The 20,005-nt window shown below is 70.5% G+C and carries 18 protein-coding genes, 1 rRNA gene and 1 riboswitch; of the genes, 5 read left to right on the forward strand and 14 right to left on the reverse strand.

The window, feature by feature from the left end; translation table 11 throughout:
* The first annotated feature begins 124 nt into the window (after positions 1-124).
* Complete coding sequence (locus IO30_RS0127145) at positions 125-694, forward strand: GNAT family N-acetyltransferase (RefSeq protein ID WP_031147100.1); 570 nt, start codon at positions 125-127, stop codon at positions 692-694.
* A gap of 103 nt (positions 695-797) precedes the next feature.
* Positions 798-1,619, forward strand: coding sequence for a PhzF family phenazine biosynthesis protein (locus tag IO30_RS0127150; RefSeq protein ID WP_031147102.1), 822 nt, complete (start codon positions 798-800; stop codon positions 1,617-1,619).
* Positions 1,620-1,665: 46 nt separating this feature from the next.
* Here IO30_RS0127150 and IO30_RS0127155 read toward each other — a convergent pair whose 3' ends face one another.
* Together IO30_RS0127155 and IO30_RS0127160 are read right to left on the reverse strand one after the other, a co-directional pair.
* Positions 1,666-2,475, reverse strand: a complete 810-nt coding sequence (locus IO30_RS0127155; protein ID WP_037895256.1) for a CPBP family intramembrane glutamic endopeptidase — start codon at positions 2,473-2,475, stop codon at positions 1,666-1,668.
* Positions 2,476-2,647: 172 nt separating this feature from the next.
* Positions 2,648-4,183: a glutamate-cysteine ligase family protein gene (locus IO30_RS0127160; protein ID WP_031147105.1), complete on the reverse strand. Its 1,536-nt coding sequence runs from the start codon at positions 4,181-4,183 to the stop codon at positions 2,648-2,650.
* A gap of 495 nt (positions 4,184-4,678) precedes the next feature.
* Here IO30_RS0127160 and IO30_RS0127165 point away from each other — a divergent pair, with 495 nt between their 5' ends.
* Positions 4,679-5,290, forward strand: a complete 612-nt coding sequence (locus tag IO30_RS0127165; RefSeq protein WP_031147107.1) for a hypothetical protein — start codon at positions 4,679-4,681, stop codon at positions 5,288-5,290.
* A gap of 261 nt (positions 5,291-5,551) precedes the next feature.
* Positions 5,552-5,740, forward strand: coding sequence for a DUF5999 family protein (locus tag IO30_RS0127170; RefSeq protein ID WP_031147109.1), 189 nt, complete (start codon positions 5,552-5,554; stop codon positions 5,738-5,740).
* 76 nt (positions 5,741-5,816) lie between these two features.
* On the opposite strand, the gene gcvP is transcribed toward IO30_RS0127170, so the two are convergent.
* A complete protein-coding gene (gene gcvP / locus IO30_RS0127175) occupies positions 5,817-8,702 on the reverse strand; it encodes an aminomethyl-transferring glycine dehydrogenase (protein ID WP_031147111.1) in 2,886 nt (961 codons plus the stop codon).
* Positions 8,703-8,897: 195 nt separating this feature from the next.
* Positions 8,898-8,996, reverse strand: a riboswitch (glycine riboswitch).
* 101 nt (positions 8,997-9,097) lie between these two features.
* Here gcvP and IO30_RS0127180 point away from each other — a divergent pair.
* Positions 9,098-9,505 carry a PRC-barrel domain-containing protein gene (locus IO30_RS0127180; RefSeq protein WP_199921097.1) on the forward strand — a complete coding sequence of 136 codons (408 nt, stop codon included), beginning with the start codon at positions 9,098-9,100 and terminating at the stop codon, positions 9,503-9,505.
* Here IO30_RS0127180 and IO30_RS0127185 read toward each other — a convergent pair.
* The 11 genes from IO30_RS0127185 to rrf form a co-directional block, all read right to left on the reverse strand.
* A complete protein-coding gene (locus tag IO30_RS0127185) occupies positions 9,502-10,971 on the reverse strand; it encodes a DNA polymerase IV (RefSeq protein ID WP_031147115.1) in 1,470 nt (489 codons plus the stop codon). The two genes, IO30_RS0127180 and IO30_RS0127185, sit on opposite strands and share 4 nt — an antisense overlap.
* A 44-nt stretch (positions 10,972-11,015) precedes the next feature.
* Positions 11,016-11,657 carry a MerR family transcriptional regulator gene (locus tag IO30_RS0127190; protein WP_078904264.1) on the reverse strand — a complete coding sequence of 214 codons (642 nt, stop codon included), beginning with the start codon at positions 11,655-11,657 and terminating at the stop codon, positions 11,016-11,018.
* Between the two features lie 181 nt (positions 11,658-11,838).
* Positions 11,839-12,312, reverse strand: a complete 474-nt coding sequence (locus IO30_RS0127195; protein ID WP_007262890.1) for a bifunctional nuclease family protein — start codon at positions 12,310-12,312, stop codon at positions 11,839-11,841.
* A 63-nt stretch (positions 12,313-12,375) separates the two neighbouring features.
* A complete protein-coding gene (gene ftsR, locus IO30_RS0127200) occupies positions 12,376-13,158 on the reverse strand; it encodes a transcriptional regulator FtsR (RefSeq protein ID WP_031147118.1) in 783 nt (260 codons plus the stop codon).
* A gap of 18 nt (positions 13,159-13,176) precedes the next feature.
* The gene (locus tag IO30_RS43815; protein ID WP_078904265.1) at positions 13,177-14,073 is read right to left on the reverse strand and encodes an FHA domain-containing protein; all 897 of its coding nucleotides are present in this window, start codon (positions 14,071-14,073) and stop codon (positions 13,177-13,179) included.
* A gap of 130 nt (positions 14,074-14,203) precedes the next feature.
* Positions 14,204-15,112, reverse strand: a complete 909-nt coding sequence (locus tag IO30_RS0127210; RefSeq protein WP_078904832.1) for a DUF881 domain-containing protein — start codon at positions 15,110-15,112, stop codon at positions 14,204-14,206.
* A 5-nt stretch (positions 15,113-15,117) separates the two neighbouring features.
* Positions 15,118-15,450 carry a small basic family protein gene (locus IO30_RS0127215; RefSeq protein WP_030158423.1) on the reverse strand — a complete coding sequence of 111 codons (333 nt, stop codon included), beginning with the start codon at positions 15,448-15,450 and terminating at the stop codon, positions 15,118-15,120.
* A complete protein-coding gene (locus tag IO30_RS0127220) occupies positions 15,447-16,352 on the reverse strand; it encodes a DUF881 domain-containing protein (protein ID WP_199921096.1) in 906 nt (301 codons plus the stop codon). The genes IO30_RS0127215 and IO30_RS0127220 overlap by 4 nt, the downstream gene beginning before the upstream one ends.
* Before the next feature lie 90 nt (positions 16,353-16,442).
* Positions 16,443-18,938: a mannose-1-phosphate guanyltransferase gene (locus IO30_RS0127225; protein ID WP_031147124.1), complete on the reverse strand. Its 2,496-nt coding sequence runs from the start codon at positions 18,936-18,938 to the stop codon at positions 16,443-16,445.
* Positions 18,939-19,036: 98 nt separating this feature from the next.
* Positions 19,037-19,627 carry a cardiolipin synthase ClsA gene (gene clsA, locus IO30_RS0127230; protein WP_031147126.1) on the reverse strand — a complete coding sequence of 197 codons (591 nt, stop codon included), beginning with the start codon at positions 19,625-19,627 and terminating at the stop codon, positions 19,037-19,039.
* Between the two features lie 135 nt (positions 19,628-19,762).
* A 5S ribosomal RNA gene (gene rrf / locus IO30_RS0127235) occupies positions 19,763-19,865 on the reverse strand.
* Positions 19,866-20,005: the final 140 nt, after the last annotated feature.

A 20,005-nucleotide genomic window follows, 5' to 3' on the forward strand; every position in this document is an offset into this window, starting at 1 on the left:
GTTTCCGTTCGGTACGTCCTGTCATCGGTTGTCCGATATCTCAACTATCACTGACCCATCGCGATGCGTCAACGATATATCGGAAACTTTCTCAACGAACAGCCCGCCATGACATCGTGGAGCCATGACCATCGACGTCCGCCCGGCCTCGGTCTTCGAGGACCTCCGCACCCTGGTCGGCCCGAAGTCACCCGCGGCCAATGTCTGCTGGTGCCTGAGCTACCGGATCCCCTCCAAGCTCAACAACGCACTGCGCGGCCCGGCCCGCGGCGAGTACGCCGCCGAGCTGTGCCGGACGGGTCCCCCGGGGGTGCTCGCCTACGACGGCGACGAGCCGGTCGGCTGGGCCGCCGTGGCCCCGCGCTCGGACACCTCCTTCGCGCACAGCCGGAAGATCCCGCACGTCGACGACCTGCCGGTCTGGTCCCTGTGGTGCATCCGGGTCCGTCCCGGCCACCGCAAGCAGGGGATCTCCCACGCCCTGATCGACGGCGCCGTCGCCTTCGCCCGCAGCCACGGCGCGCCCGCGATCGAGGCGTACCCCCTCGACAACAAGGGCGCCAAGGTCGACCTGACGATGGCCTACGCCGGGATCCGGAAGAACTTCGAACGCGCCGGGTTCACCCACGCCGCCGACACCACCTCCGTACTGGCCGGACACCCCCGCGTCCTGATGCGCCTCGACCTGCACTGACGGACGGACCGCGCGGCCCGCGCGGCGCTTGCCCCGGACACGATGCCAATCACCCCGGATTGGCCTTTGTCAGCGATCGGCGAAGCGTCCTAACGTCGGAGCCATGCGCATCCGAATCGTCGACGCCTTCACCGACCGCCCCTTCCACGGGAATCCGGCCGCCGTCCTGCTCCTGGACTCCGGATTCCCGCCGGACGCCTGGCTCCAGCAGGTCGCCTCCGAGATGAACCTGTCGGAGACCGCCTTCGCGCACCCCCTGCCGCCCGGCGGGGACGCCGACTGGGCGCTGCGCTGGTTCACCCCGGCCGCCGAGGTCGACATGTGCGGGCACGCCACGCTCGCCACCGCGCACGTCCTGGCCACGAGCGGTCTGGCGAAGGGCCTGATCCGCTTCTCCGCGCGCTGCGGCATCCTCACCGCCGAGGCCGCCGAGGACGGCACCGTCACGATGGACTTCCCCACGTCCTCCCTGACCCCGGCCGACGCGCCCGGAGCGGTGGACCACGCACTCGGCGGGGTCCCGATCCTCTCCGTGCACGACACCGCCGCGCACATCGGGGACCTCCTGATCGAGCTCGCCGACGAGCGGACCGTCCACGAGCTGGCACCGGACCACGCCGCCCTGCGCACCTTCGCCAAGCGCGGGGTGATCGTCACCGCGCCGGCCGAGGACCCCTCGCGCGGCTACGACTTCGTCTCCCGGGGCTTCTTCCCGGCCTTCGGGATCGACGAGGACCCGGTGACGGGCAGCGCGCACACCGCACTCGCCCCCTTCTGGGCCGCACGCCTGGGCCGCACCGAGCTCACCGGCCTCCAGGGCGGAGCCCGCCGGGGCCTGGTCCGGGTGAGCCTGGCGGGCGACCGTACGCTGCTCAGCGGACGCGCGGTCACCGTCCTCGACGGGGAACTCCTCGCCTCCCCGTGACCGCCGGGGCGGGGCGGGCCGCACCACAGCGGCGCGGCCCCGCCCGTCACGGCGTGGGCAGCCAGTCCACCTTGCCCGCGAGCAGCGCGTACCCGCCGAAGGCCACGATGTCGAGCAGGGCGTGTGCGACGACGAGCGGCGCCACCCGGCCCCAGCGGCGGTAGGCCAGCACGAAGACGACGCCCATCACCATGTTGCCGATGAAGCCGCCGATGCCCTGGTAGAGGTGGTAGGAGCCGCGCAGCACCGAGCTGGCCAGCAGCGCGGCCAGCGGGGACCAGCCCAGCTGGTCGAGCCGGCGCAGCAGGTAGGCCAGCACGATGATCTCCTCGACCAAGGAGTTCTGCACCGCGGAGAGGATCAGCACGGGGAACTTCCACCACACGTCGGGCAGTGCCTCCGGCACCACCGTGAGGTTGAAGCCGGTGGCCCGCGCCACGAGGTAGAAGGCCAGCCCGGCGCTCCCGATCCCGGCCGCCACGAGGGCCCCGCGCCCCAGGTCCCCCAGCGGACGGGTCCGGTCGAAGCCCAGCACCTTCAGCCCCGGCGCGCCCTCCCGGGTCAGCAGGTGCGCCACCAGCAGGACGGGCACCAGGGCGCTGGCGATGCCGAACAGCTGCCAGGCCAGGTCCAGCCAGGGCCGGCCGGGGGCGTACGAGCCGTTGAGGGTGGCGGCCTGGTCCTTGAGCCCGCCCGGCTTGGTCAGCGAGCCGATGAAGCTGATGAGCGCCGAGACCCCGCTCGCGCCCAGCGACAGGGCGAGCACGAGCAGCGTCTCGGTGCGCAGGACCGCCCGTCCCGGACGGTGTCCGTCCCCGTCCAGCTCCACGACCACCGGTTCCGGCTCCGCCCGCACGCCCGACTCCTGCTCCCGCCGTCCACGGCGACGTCCCGATTGCAACACCCCCATACTGCCCCCTCGGCGGGGCGCAGGGGTCGGCGCGGGGATCATCGGGACGCGCGCGGAACGAGGCGGACGGCGGCAGCAGCAGCAGCAGCGGACGGCACGGCACCGGCCGACGCCCGGCTCAGCGCCCCACGGCCGCCGTCGGGCTCGCCTCCTCCTCCGTGAGCCCCACGGGCCAGGTGTGCACGGGATCGCCCTTGTGCATCAGCTCGCTGTACCGCCGGGTCACCGCGGCCAGCGCCTCGTCCCGTTCCAGCCCGGCGGCCAGCGCCCGGTGGTAGGTGTCCACCTGCCAGGTCGCCCCGTTCACCCGGCGCCGACAGCGCTCCTCGATGATCCCGAGGTAGTGGTCCCGGTCGGCGGGCTCGATCCCCCACGCGTCCAGCCCGGCCGCCGCCATCGGCAGCAGCTCGTCCAGGACGAGCCGTACGGCGGGCACGCTCGCCAGTCCCCCGGCCCGGCCGCGCCGGGGCCAGCGCAGCCGCGCGTCGATCCCGTACCGGCAGGCGGCGTCGAAGTTGGCCTCCGCCTCGGCGAAGGGCAGCCGGGTCCACACCGGACGGGGTTCGTCGGCGAGGGTGCGCACGAGCCCGTAGTAGAAGGCGGCGTTGGCGACCACGTCGGCGACCGTCGGCCCCGCGGGCAGCACCCGGTTCTCCACGCGCAGGTGCGGCACCCCGTCGGCGACCCCGTACACGGGCCGGTTCCAGCGGTAGACGGTGCCGTTGTGCAGGACCAGTTCCTGCAGGCTCGGCACGCCGCCCTCGGCGAGCACCCGCAGCGGCTCCTCCTCGTCGCAGATCGGCAGCAGGGCCGGGAAGTAGCGCACGTTCTCCGCGAAGAGCTCGTAGGCCGAGTCCACCCAGCGTTCGCCGAACCACGTGCGCGGCCGCACGCCCTGCGCCTGCAGCTCGGGCGGCCGGGTGTCGGTGGCCTGCGTGAACAGCGGCGGCCGCGACTCCCGCCACAGCTCCCGCCCGAACAGGAACGGCGAGTTGGCGCCGACGGCGATCTGTACGGCGGTCACCGCCTGCGCCGCGTTCCACACGTCGCAGAAGCGGGCGGGCGTGACCTGCAAGTGCAGCTGTACGGAGGTACAGGCGGCCTCGGGCACGATCGACCCGGAGGTCCACACCAGCCGCTCGACACCGTCGATGTCGAGGGTGAAGTCCTCGCCCCGCATCATCAGGATCTGCTCGTTCAGCAGGGAGTAGCGGTCCACCGCCGAGAGGTTGGCGGTGACCAGGTCCTCGCGGGAGATCGTCGGCAGAATGCCGATCATCACCACCCCGGCATCGATCTCCGCGGCCTGCCGGTGGGCATAGGCCAAACCCGCGCTGAGTTCCTCGGCGAGCTGGTCGAATACCCGGCCGCCGAGCCGGTGCGGAAGGACGTTCACCTCCAGGTTGAACATTCCGAGTTCGGTCTGGAAATCGGGGCTCGCAATCCGTTCCAGTACCTGGGCATTCACCATTCTCGGCATTCCGTCGGCACCCGCGAGATTCAGCTCTATCTCCAGCCCCATCATATTCTTGGGACGGTCGAACCTCTTCTCCGCCAGAAGCCGCTCCAGCCCCTCCAGGCACTCGTGAAGCTTCCTTCGATACCGCTGCCGATCGGACAGGTCGAATCCGCCCGCCACGACCTTCTCCCCCATCGAAGCGTCCCTCCTCGAGTGGGCACGGCCGGTTGCACCCGGGCGCGCATGTACGGTCGATGATGCCCCGGCTCGGTGATCCATAACGCGGCGGGGGTGCACCTGGCGAGGAGCGCGCGCCGGTTTGGCCGAACGGCGCTTCGGCACATTCGTCTGGCAACTCGTCCGGTGCACATTCCGCTGCGACTTTGCCGGTTTCTGATAACAGGCGCTTTCCAGCCGAGCCCCCGTCAGGTAGCCTCCCAGGTCAGCGCGGCACCTTCGCGCCCATGCGGCATGGATCCCGTAACAGCGGGACCGGTAAGCGCCTTGTCGGCAATAGCCGGGACAGCTAGCCGAAACACCGCGTGAACACGTGTCGTATAAACTCCGCAAACGAGGCAGAGAGTTGGCGCGCGGCCATTGCCCCTCAGCCCCCCTCTGGCCCCAGAATGCGACAGCGCCGTCCGCACCTGCCCCCGTTCCACCGGTCTCCCAAGTGAGAGGCGACCCACCATGCCGCTGCATGTCCCCCCGGCCCCCGCACCCGCCTTGCGCAGCGTCCTCGCGGCACTCGGATCCCCCACCGCCGTCCACGAGGCGCACACTCCGGCCCTGCGTGCGCTGCAGGGCCCGATGACCGCCGAACTCCCCCTTCCGGTCCACGTTCTCGACCGCCTGCAGCTGTCGAACCTCGCGGCAGGCGGCCGGCCTCCCCGCACCCGGCTCACGGGTTGGCGGTTCCTGATCCGCAGCGGCGACCGGTTCGTCGCCGCGGCCGACACCCGGCTGACGCCCGACGGGTGGGCCTTCTCCCACTTCTTCGAGGGCCCCTACGTCGCCGCCACGGAACGCGCCCTGCACCAGGCGGAGTCGCTCGGCAAGAGCTACCAGCCGCGACTGCTGTCCGTACCGGAGCTGTACATGCTGACCCTGTGGCTGCACGGAGCGGTGGGCGCCGACGCTGCCTCCGGCCTGCCGGCCGGGGAGGACCTGCTCGTTCCGCTGGCACCGGCTCCACCCGGGATCGCCGCCTACCGGCCACACCTGGTGTCCGAGCTGCTGCCCGTGCTGACCCACCGGCTGACCCCTGCCACACCTCCTTCGCTGGCCGCACCCGCCGCCTGACCCGATTCGCCCATTCGGCCTAGTCCGCTGGGGCCACGTGCGAACCATCCGAAATGACAGGGGAGTTGGCCTGAACCGCCCGCACGAGTGATGCGTCATCAATCTATGAGGACAGCTGCTGGGAAATACCTGCGAAGCGGCTGTCGTGGGGGAAGACTGAGGACACGCTCCCCGCGGGTGCGGGGATGACCCAGGGGGACGGCCATGAACCACGTATCGAGCCGTAGCACGCAGACCACACCGCAGCGAAAGAACGCATCCATGTGCCAGCACCAGCCAGCCTGCCCGTCAGCCGACTCCGCCGACCGGGAGGCGGCCCTCCCGGTGGCCAACCACCCGGAACAGGGCTGGAGCCTGCTGTGCAACGGCGTCCTGCTCTTCGAGGACACCGGCGAGCTGCTGCCGGACGGCCAGATCATCGCCCCGCACCGCCCGCTCGCGGCGGCCTAGGCGCCACAGCACGTACGGGAAAGGGGCCGGCCCCGGGAGGAGATCCCGGGGCCGGCCCCTTTCACGTGCGGTGCGATCAGTTGTCGTACTCGTCCAGCGGCGGGCAGGAGCACACCAGGTTGCGGTCACCGAACGCCCCGTCGATGCGGCGCACCGGCGGCCAGTACTTCTCGGCGGCCGTGACCCCGCCCGGGAAGACGGCCTCGTCACGGCTGTACGGGTGGTCCCACTCGCCGCCCAGCGCCGCCGCGGTGTGCGGGGAGTTGGCCAGCGGGTTGTCGTCCGCGGGCCACTCACCGGCCGCGACCCGCTCGATCTCGCCGCGGATGGCGATCATCGCGTCGCAGAACCGGTCGATCTCGGCGAGGTCCTCGGACTCCGTCGGCTCGATCATCAGCGTGCCGGCCACCGGGAAGGACATGGTCGGCGCGTGGAAGCCGTAGTCGATCAGACGCTTGGCGATGTCGTCCACGCTCACGCCCGTCGACTTCGACAGCGGACGCAGGTCGATGATGCACTCGTGCGCGACCAGGTTGCCCGGGCCGGTGTAGAGCACCGGGTAGTGCGGCTCCAGGCGCTTGGCGATGTAGTTGGCGCCGAGCACGGCCACCTGGGTGGCACGCTTGAGGCCCTCGCCGCCCATGAGGCGCACGTACGACCAGGAGATCGGCAGGATGCCGGCCGAGCCCCACGGAGCGGCCGAGATCGGGCCGACGCCCGTCTGCGGACCGGCGGCCGGCTGGAGCGGGTGGTTGGGCAGGTACGGGGCCAGGTGCGCCCGGACACCGACCGGGCCGACGCCCGGGCCGCCGCCGCCGTGCGGGATGCAGAAGGTCTTGTGCAGGTTCAGGTGGGAGACGTCGCCGCCGAAGTGACCCGGCTTGGCCAGGCCCACCAGGGCATTGAGGTTGGCGCCGTCCACGTAGACCTGGCCGCCGGCGTCGTGCACCTGGGCGCAGATGTCGGCGACGTGCTCCTCGAACACACCGTGCGTGGAGGGGTAGGTGATCATCAGCACGGCGAGCTCGTCGCGGTACTGCTCGATCTTGGCGCTCAGGTCGGCGGCGTCCACCTCGCCGTCGTCGGCGGTCTTGACGACGACGACCTTCATGCCGGCCATGACCGCGCTCGCGGCGTTGGTGCCGTGGGCGGAGGACGGGATGAGGCAGATGGTGCGCTGCTCGTCACCGTTCGCGCGGTGGTAGGCGCGCACGGCCAGCAGACCGGCGAGCTCGCCCTGGGAACCGGCGTTGGGCTGGATGGAGACCTTGTCGTAGCCGGTGACCTCGCAGAGACGTTCCTCCAGCTCGGTGATGAGCGTGAGGTACCCCTCGGCCTGCTCGACCGGGGCGAACGGGTGCAGCTGGCCGAACTCGGGCCAGGTGACCGGCTCCATCTCGGTGGTCGCGTTGAGCTTCATGGTGCAGGAGCCCAGCGGGATCATGCCGCGGTCCAGCGCGTAGTCCTTGTCCGACAGCTTGCGCAGGTAGCGCAGCATCGCGGTCTCGCTGCGGTGCTGGTGGAAGACCGGGTGCGTCAGGACCTCGTCCGAGCGCAGCAGGCCCTCGGGCAGGGTGTCCGCCGTGGTCAGGTCGAGCGCCTCGATGTCGGCGGTGACCCCGAAGGCCGCCCAGACGGCCTCGATGTCCGCGCGCAGCGTGGTCTCGTCGCAGGAGACGGACACCAGGTCCGCGCCGGCCTGGTACAGGTTGACCCCGCCCTCACGGGCAGCGGCGACGACCTCGGCGGCCTTGCCGGGGACCCGGGCGGTGACCGTGTCGAAGTACGAGCCGTGCTCGATCTCGACGCCGCCGGCCTTCAGGCCCGCGGCCAGCAGGGCGGCGTAGCGGTGGGTGCGGCGGGCGATCGTGCGCAGGCCGTCCGGGCCGTGGTAGACGGCGTACATGCCGGCCATCACGGCGAGCAGCACCTGCGCGGTACAGATGTTGCTGGTGGCCTTCTCGCGGCGGATGTGCTGCTCGCGGGTCTGCAGCGCGAGGCGGTAGGCCTTGTTGCCGTCCGCGTCCACGGAGACCCCGACGAGGCGGCCCGGCAGGGAGCGGGCGTGCTTGGCCTGGACGGCCATGTAGCCGGCGTGCGGTCCGCCGAAGCCCATCGGGACGCCGAAGCGCTGGGTGGTGCCGACCGCGATGTCCGCGCCCAGCTCGCCCGGGGAGGTCAGCAGGGTCAGGGCGAGCAGGTCGGCCGAGACCGCGACGATCGCGCCGAGCGCGTGCGCCTGGTCGATGACCGGCTTGATCTCCCGCACGGCACCGGAGGCGCCCGGGTACTGGAGCAGCACGCCGTAGATCCCGCGCTCGGCGATCTCGGCCGGGATGCCGGCGGACAGGTCGGCGACGACGACCTCGATGCCGATCGGCTCGGCGCGGGTCTCGATCACGGCGATCGTCTGCGGCAGCGCGTCGGCGTCCACCAGGAAGACGTTGCCCTTGGCCTTGCCGACCCGGCGGGCCAGCGTCATCGCCTCGGCGGCCGCCGTGCCCTCGTCGAGCAGGGAGGCCCCGGAGGTCGGCAGACCCGTGAGGTCGGCGACGACGGTCTGGAAGTTGAGGAGCGCCTCGAGGCGGCCCTGCGAGATCTCCGGCTGGTACGGGGTGTACGCCGTGTACCAGGCCGGGTTCTCCATGACGTTGCGCAGGATCACCGGCGGCGTGAAGGTCCCGTAGTAGCCGAGACCGATCATCGAGGAGAGCACCTGGTTGCGGTCGGCGAGCGAACGCAGCTCGGCGAGCACCTCGGCCTCGGTCCGCGCCTCGGGCAGGTCGAGCGCCTCGGCGGTCTTGATCACATCCGGTACCGCGGCGGCGGTCAGTTCGTCCAGGGAGCCGTAGCCCACGTGGGCGAGCATCTTCGCCTGCGCCTCGGCATCCGGGCCGATGTGGCGCTGCTCGAAGGGGATGCCTCGCTCCAGCTGGGAGAGCGGAATGCGGTTGGCGGTCATGTACGGAGGCCTCCTGGTCGTATGACCTGCGAGGGGTACCACGGCGCGGGCACCCGAGCGGCCTCCCCCTCTGTCATCTCAACCTGAGAGTTTCACCGGCCGCTCGAGGGTCGCTCGACAGACCGGCTTTCACCGTCGGTGAGGAGGGGAACCGGCACTGCGCGCCCGGTACCCGCCCCTGCTTTCCAGAGTGGCCTCGTCCGTGCGGTACGTATGCCTGAGAGATTCCGGGGAGGATTTGCTCCTTCGGCGCCTCCGTCGCTTTCACTCGGAGGACTCTCCCGCACAGGGTCGACAGCCGTCACCCAGCCTACCAGCGACGATCCGGACCCTCCCCCGAGTGGCCTCAGCCCCGGATATGCACTTCTGTAGTCATTACGGAGCAGTTGCGACCAATTGGAGGGACCGTGCAGACCGACATCGATCCGCGCAGCCTGATCGGCCGCAAGGCGTTCGACCGCAATGGCACCAAGATCGGCACCGTGGACGAGGTCTACCTCGACGATGCCACGGGCACCCCGGAATGGGCCGCCGTCCGGACCGGCCTCTTCGGCCGGGACGCATTCGTCCCCCTGGAGCCCAGCGAGATGGTGGGGGACGCCCTGCACGTGCCCTTCGAGCGCTCCCTCATCAAGGACGCCCCGGACTTCGGAGTCGGCCGCCACCTCTCCCCCGAACAGGAGCTCCAGCTCTACCACCACTACGGCCTGGACGTGACCCTGCCCAGCGAGTTCCGCCACCCGCCCGCATCCGGCTCCGGGTCCGGCCGCGACTTCGGCCGCCTGGCCGGAGGAGAAGGCTAGCCCCCGTCCCCCACCAGCGGCAGCGGATCGGACGGCTCCAGCTCGGGGTCGTCCACCCGGAAGGTCCGCACCCGGCCGGGCTCCGAACCGGGCTGCTCGAACCGTACGGTCACCCGCCCGACCCCGCTGCCCTGCACCCACCCGGGCCCGTACACCGCGTGCCGTACGTCGCTGCCCGCCGCCCAGCGCCGCCCGGGGGCCGTCTCCGGCTCCCGGGGCGGCTCCGCACCCGCCCGGGGCGTCCCGGGAGCCCCAGGCGCCTCGTCAGCCCCCTCCAGCCCGGGTACACCGGGCGCACCGGGCGCCGCCTCCGTACCGGCAGTCCCGCCTTCCCTGCCTTCCCCGTCTGACCCACCCGTCTCGCCTGGCCCGCCGACCCCGCCCGCCTCGGCGGTGAGCGCCTGCGCGAACAGGTCCTCCTGCGTGTAGTCGGCCAGCCCCGTCACCCCCACGCCCAGCAGCCGCACCCCTCCCGTGGTGTCCACGGCCTCCAGCAGCCTCGCGGCGGCCTCCCGCACCACGCCCGGGTCGTCCGTGGGCCCCCGCAGCGTCTCGGAGCGCGTCAGCGTCGAGAAGTCGTACCGCCGCACCTTCAGCACGATCGTGCGGCCCGAGTGGCCGGAGCCCCGCAGCCGCTGCACGCACCGGTCGGCCAGCCGCTGCACCTCGCCCCGGATCCGGATCCGGTCGTGCAGGTCCACGTCGAAGGTGTCCTCGACCGAAACCGACTTCGCGTCCCGCTCCGCCACCACCGGCCGGTCGTCCAGGCCCAGCGCCATCCGGTACAGGCCGACCCCGTGGGAGCGCCCCAGCATCCGGACCAGCTCGTCCTCCCCCGCCTCGGCCAGCTCCCCCACCAGGGTGATCCCGGCCCGCCGCAGGTGCTCCCCGGTGGCCGGCCCCACCCCCGGCAGGGTCCGTACCGGCATCGGCGCGAGCAGTTCCCGCTCCGTCCCCGGCTCGATCAGCAGCAGCCCGTCGGGCTTGGCCTCCTCGGACGCCACCTTGGCCAGCATCTTCGACCCCGCCAGCCCCACTGACCCGCTGAGCCCCGTGGCGGCCCGGATGTCCGCCCTCAGCCGCTCCCCCGTCGCCCTGGCGCCCCGGGCGTCGAAGGCCGTGCCGCCCGCCTCCAGGTCCACGAAGGCCTCGTCCAGGCTGAGCGGCTCCACGAGCGGTGACAGCTCCCGCAGGAGGCCCATGACCACCTCGCTGACCTCGCGGTAGAGGCTGAAGCGCGGGATGAGGCAGGCGCCGTTCGGACAGAGCCGCCTCGCCTGGCCCATGGGCATCGCCGAATGCACCCCGAACCGCCGCGCTTCGTACGAGGCGGTGGCCACGACACCGCGCGGCCCCAGGCCCCCGACGATCACGGCCTTCCCGCGCAGGCTCGGCTTGGACGCCTGCTCCACGGCGGCGTAGAAGGCGTCCATGTCCAGGTGGAGGATGGTCGGGGCGGCTCTCACAGGCCCGATGCTGCCCTACGGGACTGACATCGCCCCGGTGCTGCTCACACGGCGCGGTTGCGCCGGGCGGCCAGCTCGTCGGTCGGGTTGCGGCCCACGACGGTCTCGCCCGTGTCCACGCGCTCCCCGTGCAGCTGGGACAGCGCGTTCTCCACGTCCCGCCACACGACGCCCACGGCGATGCCGAAGACGCCCTGCCCGCCCTGGAGCAGGCTCACGACCTGGTCGGGCGAGGTGCACTCGTACACGGTGGCGCCGTCGCTCATCAGCGTCATGCGCTCAAGGTCCGAGAAACCGCGGTCCCGCAGGTGCTGCACGGCGGTGCGGATGTTCTGGAGCGCCACCCCGGTGTCGAGGAAGCGCTTGACGATCTTGAGAACGACCACGTCCCGGAAGCTGTACAGCCGCTGGGTGCCCGACCCGTACGCGGGCCGCACGCTCGGCTCCACCAGTCCGGTGCGCGCCCAGTAGTCGAGCTGCCGGTAGGTGATGCCGGCCGCGGCGCACGCCGTGGGCCCGCGGTAGCCGACCTGCTCGGGGGCCGGGTCCTCGCCGTCCACCGGTGCGACCGGTGTCGACTCCGGCTGGCGGCGCGCGGAACCCAGTCCGCTGCCGTGCAACGGGTACGGCCCACCGTCACTCCGCGCGGGGGTACCCCCGGTCGTACCGTCGCCCGTGATCCTCACGCCGACCCTCCGTCCTTGACCTGCCCACCTTGAAGGTAGGCAGTCACCAGGGGTGCGTCAACGATCGCCACACTCGGCACGCCGAGTGATAATCACCCTGAGAGTGGTTTCCCGTATCCCCTTGCGGGGAAAGGCTACTCGAATGGGCTGAAAGTTCACGGTGGGCGACGCGGCCGCCGCGTCACTGCGGGCCGGTACCGAAGTCCTCCGGCGAGATCTGGTCGAGGAACTCGCGGAACTTCTCCACCTCGTCCTCCTGCTCGTCGGGAATGGCGATTCCGGCGTCGTCGAGCACGCCGTCACTGCCGTAGATCGGCGTCCCCGTCCGCAGGGCCAGCGCTATGGCATCGGAAGGCCGCGCGCTCACCTCGACCCCGCTGGCGAAGACGAGCTCCGCGTAGAAGACACCCTCCCGCAGATCCGTGATCCGGACCTCGGTGAGCTCCTCACCGACCGCCTCCAGCACGTCCTTGAACAGGTCGTGCGTCAGCGGCCGGGCAGGGGCCATGCCCTGCTGTGCGAAGGCAATGGCGGTCGCCTCCCCTGGACCGATCCAGATGGGGAGGTACCGGTCGCCTCCCACTTCACGCAGGAGCACGATCGGTTGGTTGGAGGGCATTTCCACCCGGACACCCACAACGTCGAGCTCGTTCACACAGCAACCCTAGGACCTGCCCGGCAGGTTTGGGTAGTCGGGGCTCCACTCCGACCAGCGCGCTCAGCGCAACCGGACGCCGAGAGCGGTCTGCACGAGCGCCTCGTGGAGCCGTACGGAGAGCCCCGCGAGCTCCTTCAGGGTGGCCTCCGCATGGGCCCTGGTCTGGGGATTGCGATGCCTGCGCAGCGGGGTCACGACCTGCTCCACCAGGCCGGCCTCCCGGTCGGCGGCGGCCTTCATCGCCCGCAGGTGACGCGGCTCCAGCCCGAACCGCCCCAGGTCGGCGACCAGCCGGGCCACCGTGACGGCCTCGGCGTCGAATCCGCCGCCGGGCACCTCGGCGAGCAGCCCGTACGACTCCCACTCGGCCAGCTGGGCCTCGTCCACCTCCGCGGCGGCGATCAGCTCGGCGCGGCCCACACGGGACGCCGTGGGCCTCTCCCGGCCCACCTCGCCGTACAGGGCGGCCGGACTGGCCGGGTCCAGCTGACCTGCACCGTCGCGACTGCCGGCGGGCGCCGGGATACGGATCTGCTCACCGCGGTCGAGCGCGTCGAGCTGCTCGCGGATGACCTTCAACGGCATGTAGTGGTCGCGCTGCAGCCTCAGGATGCGGGCCAGCCGCTCGATGTCCCCGGCGCTGAACTTGCGGTATCCGGAAGGTGTGCGCGTGGGCTCCACGAGCCCCTCCGCCTCCAGGAAGCGGATCTTCGAGATCGTGACTTCGGGGAACTCGTCACGCAGCGTGGTGAGCACCGTGCCGATGCTCACCAGCCGCCCGGCCGGGCCGACTGACCCGGCGGTGCCGTTCTTCGGGGCACCGCCGGTCGGGGTGCGCAGCATGGGGCCTTCCTTGGCAGGTCAGATGCCCCGCAGGCTCGCGTAGAAGACCAGCCGGTACTTGCCGATCTGCACTTCGTCGCCGTTGTGCAGGGCGACCGCGTCGATCGGCTCACGGTTCACGTACGTGCCGTTGAGGCTGCCCACGTCGGAGACGGTGAAGCCGCCTTCCGGGCTCCTGCGGAACTCGACGTGCCGCCGGGAGACCGTGACGTCGTCCAGGAAGATGTCGCTCTGCGGGTGCCGGCCTGCCGTGGTCAGTTCGCCGTCCAGCAGGAAGCGGCTGCCGGAGTTGGGACCGCGCCGCACGATCAGCAGGGCGGAACCGGGGGGCAGTGCCTCCACCGCGGCCTGGGCCTCGGGGGACAGCGAGGACGACGCGTGCGTCTGTCCCGACACCTCGGCCTCGTAGGCCTCCAGGCCCGAGATCGAGATGGTGGACGTGGTCTCCGAGGCACGCTCCGGCGTCAGACCCGCCCGCAGCGGCGCCCCGCAGTTGGAGCAGAACCGGCTGGCCGCATCGCTGCGGTGCCCGCACCTGCTGCAAATCTGCTCGGCCGACATGGACGGCTCCTCGCGCCGCGGCTGCCCCGCGGAGGCATTGGTGGCATACGGGTCGGGGGCAAACCCTCCACCCGAACTTGAGGTTGACGGTTCCCCGAAACCTATGCGTCCGGTACCGGCAGGGTCAACAGACGACGCGCCGTGGGAGCCCGGAACATCACCCGCGCCCGCGACCTCGTCGCGGAAGAGCGGCCGGTCGCCCTGCCCTTCCACGTCACCGTGCCCGGCACGATGACGTGCTGCGCCGCTGTCCTCACGGTTCTTCTTGCCGAACAACTTCTCAAACAACTTCACGGGCGATTCCCCTTGACCGAAATAGACCCGCCCGTGGGGCAGGACGAACTCCACATGCACACACCTGCCGACCCGGACATTCTCACAACGTCCGTAACCACCAGACAGTTTCCACCACGTACGGCGACTTCTGTGCGCCGACCCCCCGCAGGCATCAGCCCACGTGAGCCGGTCCACGCTCCGCCCCGTCTCATGACGATGACGACCGAGCGTAGTCAGGCTGCTTCGCAACCCGCAAGGCATCCACAACGATCTTCGCCGACCGTGTGACGGCTACGGTGGCCTGCTCCTTCTCCAGCGTCTGGACGACACCGCCGGGGATGTTGAGCGCCGGCTCCAGATCCTGGGGCTTGCCGATCACCTTGAACTCATAGGGCTGTGTGATCTTCTTACCGTCGATGCCGACCCCGCCGTCCTCGTCCGAGAAGAACGAGCTCGCCACGATGCGCACACCGTTGATCTGGATCGCCTCGGCCCCGGCCGCCCGCAGCTCCTGGAGGGTGTCCAGCAGCTGGTCCGACTGCACCTGGCCCGTGGGATCCGTGATCTTCAGCGTGATGCCCGGCCCCTGCGCTGCCACCGTACCGGCCAGGATGCCGAGTTGACGCTCCTTCTCCACGGTCTGTCTGCGGGCCTCCTCGGCCTGGTTGGAACTGCTCTCCAGCTCCCTGCGCTGATCCTCCAGACGCTGCTTCTCGTCCTCCAGGCGCTTGGTCCGCCCGTCGAGCTCGTCGAGGATGCGTACGAGGTCCTCCTGGCGCGCACCGCGCAGTGCGCTGGAGTCGCTGTTGGAGCGCACCTGGATGGCCAGTCCCAGCCCCAGGACGAACAGCAGCAGCGCGACGATCAGTTGCGCGCGGCTCACCCGCGGGGGCCACAGTCCGGCCGCGAGCCGCTGCCGGCCCGTCTCCTCGGCCGCCACGGGCCCGGCGGGAGCCGGTGGCGGTACGGGCCCGCCGGGCTCCGCCGGGGGCGTCTGCGGTGCCTGCGCTGCCTGTGACGGGGGTGTCACCCGGTCCGCGGGCTCCCCGGAACCCTGCGTTCCATCGGGGCCCCCAGGACGCTCGGGGCGCTCGGGCGGGGTGTCGTTCGTACTCATCGGCCTCACGCCCGGAACACGTGCCGGCGGATGGCCGCGGCGTTGGAGAAGATGCGGATGCCGAGGACCACGACCACACCGGTGGACAGCTGCGAACCGACGCCCAGCTTGTCGCCGAGGAAGACGATCAGGGCCGCCACGACCACGTTGGACAGGAACGACACCACGAAGACCTTGTCGACGAAGATGCCGTCCAGCATCGCGCGCAGGCCCCCGAACACCGCGTCCAGTGCCGCCACCACGGCGATCGGCAGATATGGCTCCACCACGGCCGGCACTTCGGGCCGGACCAGAAGCCCGACCACCACTCCGGCCACGAGGCCCAGTACCGCGATCACGATGCACCCTTCTGCTGCTCTTCTGCTGTGGCTGTCCGTACCGTCAGGCTGGATGCGGCCGGCAACCGCAGCTCGTTCTCGGCGGACAGGGTGGAGCGGATCCCGTAGCTCTCCTGCAGCACGTGCAGGTACTGGCCGTCGGCCGAGTCCTGGAATGCGGTGCCGAGCCGCTTCTTGTCCCCCACCGCCAGCACCTCGTACGGCGGCACCAGCGGCCTGTTGTCGACCAGTATGGCGTCGCCCGCGGCCCGGATCGCCGACAGCGCCGTCAGCCGCTGCCCGTTGATCGAGATGGCTTCAGCCCCGGACTGCCAGAGCCCGTTGACGATCTTCTGCATGTCACGGTCGCGCAGCCGCCCGGTGTCGGAGAATCCCGCGCTCTCGCGCGGACCGCCGCCACCGCCCGAGGAGGCGCCCTTGGCGTCGTCGACCACCAGCTTCACGCCGGGGCCGCGGACCTCGGTGGCCCCGGACAGCAGCGCGACGAGCTGTCCCCGGTCCCCGCCGGGCTGCTTCAGCACCGCGAGCTGGCGGTCCGCGACGTCCTGCCGCAGCCGCTCGATGTCCTTCTCCAGGCCGTGCGCACGCCCGTCCGCACGCTCCACCCGGTCGATCAGTTCCTGTCGCTCCTTGGCCAGCACCGGGGCGGCTATCCGCGCCTCGGCCGCTCCGAGCGTGACGACCATCGCGGCGATCACGAGCCCGGCGGCGAGCCCCAGCTTGGCCTTGAGGGTGCGGGGCAGCCCCGCGGTGCCGTCGGCCTCACGCCGGGCCGAGGCCTCCGCGTAGCCCTCGTCGAGACTGTGGTCCATCACGTGCGTCAGCAGCGACATGGAAGCGTCCGGGCGCGCGGGCGGGGACGCCGAACTCCTGTTGTGGGACGGCTGCGACATGCCGCACATCGTCGCATGTCGGCGCCGTACACACCCAATGCGCCCGTGACCGGGGGCCGGGCACGTGCAGTACGCACACCCGGCCCCCGGTAACGGCACTCAGTGCCCGGCGCCGTCCACCACGTCCGCCCACTCGTCGAGCAGGGCCTGCGCCGAGGCGTCGTCGGGGCCCTCGGCCCACAGGTGGGTGACCGCTTCCGCGGGATCCGGCAGGACCAGCGCCCAGCGCCCGTCCGCCTCGACCACCCGTACCCCGTCGGTGGTGTCCACCTGCCGGTCGCCGGCCGCCTCCACTACCCGTCGCATGACGAGCCCCTTCACGGCCCACGGCGTGGGCACGTCACGCTTGAGGACGTGCGCCCGCGGGATCCGGGCGTCGATCTGGCTCAGGGTGAGCTGGGTGCGCGCCACCAGTCCGAGCAGCTGCACGAAGGCCGCCGACCCGTCGAAGACGCTGCTGAACTCCGGAACGATGAATCCGCCTCGGCCGTCGCCGCCGAAGATGGTCGTCTCCGCCCGGCCCACCCGCGTCAGGTCGTCGGGGGACGTCGTCGTCCACTCCACCTGTGTGCCGTGGTAGGCCGCCACCTGCTCGGCCACCCGCGTCGTGGTCACGGGCAGCGCGACCTTGCCGCTGCGCTTCTCCGCGGCCACCAGGTCGAGCATCACCAGCAGGGCCCGGTCGTCCTCGATGATCCGCCCGCGCTCGTCCACCAGGGAGATCCGCTCGCCCACCGGGTCGAAGCGCACCCCGAAGGCCGCCCGCGCCGAGGCCACGATCTCCCCGAGCCGCACCAGTCCGGCCCGCCGGGACTCCGTGGTCTCCGTGGGCCGGGACTCGTCGAGGCCGGGGTTGATCGTGAGGGCGTCCACGCCGAGCCGGCCGAGCAGGCTGGGCATGACGAGCCCGGCGCTGCCGTTGGAGGCGTCCACGACCACCTTGAGCCCGGCGTCACCGATACCGGTGGTGTCCACCTGCCTCAGCAGGGACCCCGTGTAGGAGTCGAAGACGCTGGACGGGAACTGCAGGTCGCCGATCTCGCCGGGGAAGGCACGCCGGTACTCCTGACGCGCGTACACCCGGTCCAGCTTGCGCTGCCCGGCCTGCGAGAGGTCGGCCCCGCGCTCGTCCAGGAACATGATGTCCACGGAGTCCGGGATACCGGGCGAGGTCCGCAGCATGATCCCGCCGGCGCTGCCCCGCGCGGTCTGCTGCCGCGCCACCGGCAGCGGTACGTTCTCCAGGTCCCGGACGTTGATGGCGCTGGCCTGGAGCGCCGAGATCACGGCTCTCTTGAGCGCTCTGGCGCCTCGGGAGTGGTCGCGGGCGGTGGTGACGATCGCGCCCTTCTTCAGCGTGGTCGCGTACGCACCGGCGAGCCGCACCACCAGCTCGGGGGTGATCTCCACGTTCAGGATGCCCGTGACACCACGGGCTCCGAACAGGTGCGCCTGTCCCCGGGACTCCCAGATGACCGACGTGTTGACGAAGGCACCGGCCTCGATCGTCTTGAACGGGTAGACCCGTACGTTGCCCTGGACGATCGATTCCTCGCCGACGAGGCACTCGTCGCCGATGACCGCCCCGTCCTCGATCCGCGCGGCACGCATGATGTCGGTGTTCTTGCCGATGACGCAGCCGCGCAGGTTGCTGTGGGGCCCGATGTACACGTTGTCGTGGATCACGGCCCGGTGGAGGAAGGCTCCGCTCTTGACCACAACGTTCGAGCCGATCACCGTGTGCTCGCGGATCTCCACACCGGCTTCGACCTTGGCGTAGTCCCCGATGTAGAGGGGCCCGCGCAGGACCGCGTCGGGGCTGACCTCGGCGCCTTCGGCGATCCACACGCCGGGGGAGATCTCGAAGCCGTCCATGTCGACCTGGACCTTGCCCTCGAGCACGTCGGCCTGCGCCTTGACGTAGCTCTCGTGGGTGCCCACGTCCTCCCAGTAGCCCTCGGCCACGTAGCCGTAGATCGGCCGGCCTTCCTTCATGAGCTGGGGGAAGACGTCGCCGGACCAGTCCACCGAGACGTCCGCGTCGACGTAGTCGAAGATCTCCGGCTCCATCACGTAGATGCCGGTGTTGATCGTGTCGGAGAAGACCTGTCCCCAGGTCGGCTTCTCCAGGAAGCGTTCGACCTTGCCTTCCTCGTCCACGATGGTGATGCCGAATTCCAGGGGGTTGGGCACCCGGGTCAGGCAGACGGTGACGAGGCCGCCCTTCTCCTTGTGGAAGCGGATGAGCTCGGTGAGGTCGAAGTCGGTGAGCGCGTCGCCGGAGATCACGAGGAACGTGTCGTCCTTCAGTGCCTCCTCGGCGTTCTTCACGCTGCCGGCGGTCCCGAGTGGCTTCTCCTCGTTGGCATAGGTGAGCTCCATCCCGAGCTCCTCGCCGTCACCGAAGTAGTTCTTGACGAGAGACGCCAGGAACTGCACGGTGACCACGGTCTCATTGAGCCCATGCCGCTTGAGCAGCCTGAGCACGTGCTCCATGATCGGCCGGTTGGCCACCGGCAGGAGCGGCTTGGGCATGCTCGAGGTCATGGGGCGAAGACGTGTGCCTTCGCCACCGGCCATCACGACGGCCTTCATGTCGGAAGAGTCCTCCTTGAGAGACGACGTTCTCGCCGACCTCACCCGTCCCGGACGGTGACTCCGCAACTCCTACGCGTCAGCCGGCGCGAACGTGCTCAATCGGCCGTGGAATCCGCCTTCACGAGACGGCGGACTTGGACCACGTACAGCACTCCTGCCCACCAATACAGGGTTGTACCCCATCCTGCGAACGCCCATCCGAAAACTGACCCCATCCAGGCCAACCAACCGGTGCCGTCACTGAGCAGGAGCAGAGGGAAGGCGTACATCAGGTTGAAGGTCGCGGCTTTGCCCAGGAAGTTGACCTGCGGCGGCGGATAGCCGTGCCGGCGCAGGATCCACACCATGACCAGCAGCATCAGCTCACGGGCCAGCAGGGCGCCGGTGAGCCAGAGCGGCAGGAGTCCGCGATAGGTCAGACCGAAGAGGGTCGAGAGGATGTACAGCCGGTCCGCGGCCGGATCCAGCAGCCTGCCGAGGTTGCTGATCTGATTCCAGCGCCGGGCGAGCTTCCCGTCGAGGTAGTCACTGATCCCGCTGAGCATGAGGACGGCCAGGGCCCATCCGTCGTGCTCTTCGAGGATCAGCCACAGGAACAGGGGCACGCCGGCCAGGCGAGCCATGCTCAGGATGTTCGGAATGGTGAAAATTCGGTCAGTCTGAACCCGAGTCTCCTGGACCTCCACCCGGGGGCCTCCACTGTGACTGTAGAAATGTCGAACGATTCCCCCTGACCCTACAGGAGACCGCACACGTGCCCGGAACGCAGAAAAGCCCCGCACCGAGCCCGAAGGCTGGTGCGGGGCTTTCCCACAATGATTGTTCGGCGGCGTCCTACTCTCCCACAGGGTCCCCCCTGCAGTACCATCGGCGCTGAAAGGCTTAGCTTCCGGGTGGCGTTTCCCTAACGCTATGACCACCGAAACACTATGAAGTTGACCAACCGGGCAAAAACACGGTCGTTACTTCAGAACTAACACAGTGGACGCGAGCAACTGAGGACAAGCCCTCGGCCTATTAGTACCAGTCAGCTTCACCCGTTACCGGGCTTCCACATCTGGCCT

The sequence above is a fragment of the Streptomyces xanthophaeus genome (assembly GCF_000725805.1).
Taxonomy (GTDB): Bacteria; Actinomycetota; Actinomycetes; order Streptomycetales; family Streptomycetaceae; genus Streptomyces; species Streptomyces xanthophaeus.

What these genes read in the sequence shown, in the direction of transcription:
- gcvP (WP_031147111.1), bottom strand. Translation starts at nt 8,702, where the DNA reads ATGACCGCCAACCGCATTCCGCTCTCCCAGCTGGAGCGAGGCATCCCC.
- ftsR (WP_031147118.1), bottom strand. Translation starts at nt 13,158, where the DNA reads ATGCTGCGCACCCCGACCGGCGGTGCCCCGAAGAACGGCACCGCCGGG.
- IO30_RS0127150 (WP_031147102.1), top strand. Translation starts at nt 798, where the DNA reads ATGCGCATCCGAATCGTCGACGCCTTCACCGACCGCCCCTTCCACGGG.
- IO30_RS0127225 (WP_031147124.1), bottom strand. Translation starts at nt 18,938, where the DNA reads ATGAAGGCCGTCGTGATGGCCGGTGGCGAAGGCACACGTCTTCGCCCC.
- IO30_RS0127170 (WP_031147109.1), top strand. Translation starts at nt 5,552, where the DNA reads ATGTGCCAGCACCAGCCAGCCTGCCCGTCAGCCGACTCCGCCGACCGG.
- IO30_RS0127160 (WP_031147105.1), bottom strand. Translation starts at nt 4,183, where the DNA reads ATGGGGGAGAAGGTCGTGGCGGGCGGATTCGACCTGTCCGATCGGCAG.
- IO30_RS0127165 (WP_031147107.1), top strand. Translation starts at nt 4,679, where the DNA reads ATGCCGCTGCATGTCCCCCCGGCCCCCGCACCCGCCTTGCGCAGCGTC.
- IO30_RS0127220 (WP_199921096.1), bottom strand. Translation starts at nt 16,352, where the DNA reads ATGTGCGGCATGTCGCAGCCGTCCCACAACAGGAGTTCGGCGTCCCCG.
- IO30_RS0127145 (WP_031147100.1), top strand. Translation starts at nt 125, where the DNA reads ATGACCATCGACGTCCGCCCGGCCTCGGTCTTCGAGGACCTCCGCACC.
- IO30_RS0127210 (WP_078904832.1), bottom strand. Translation starts at nt 15,112, where the DNA reads ATGAGTACGAACGACACCCCGCCCGAGCGCCCCGAGCGTCCTGGGGGC.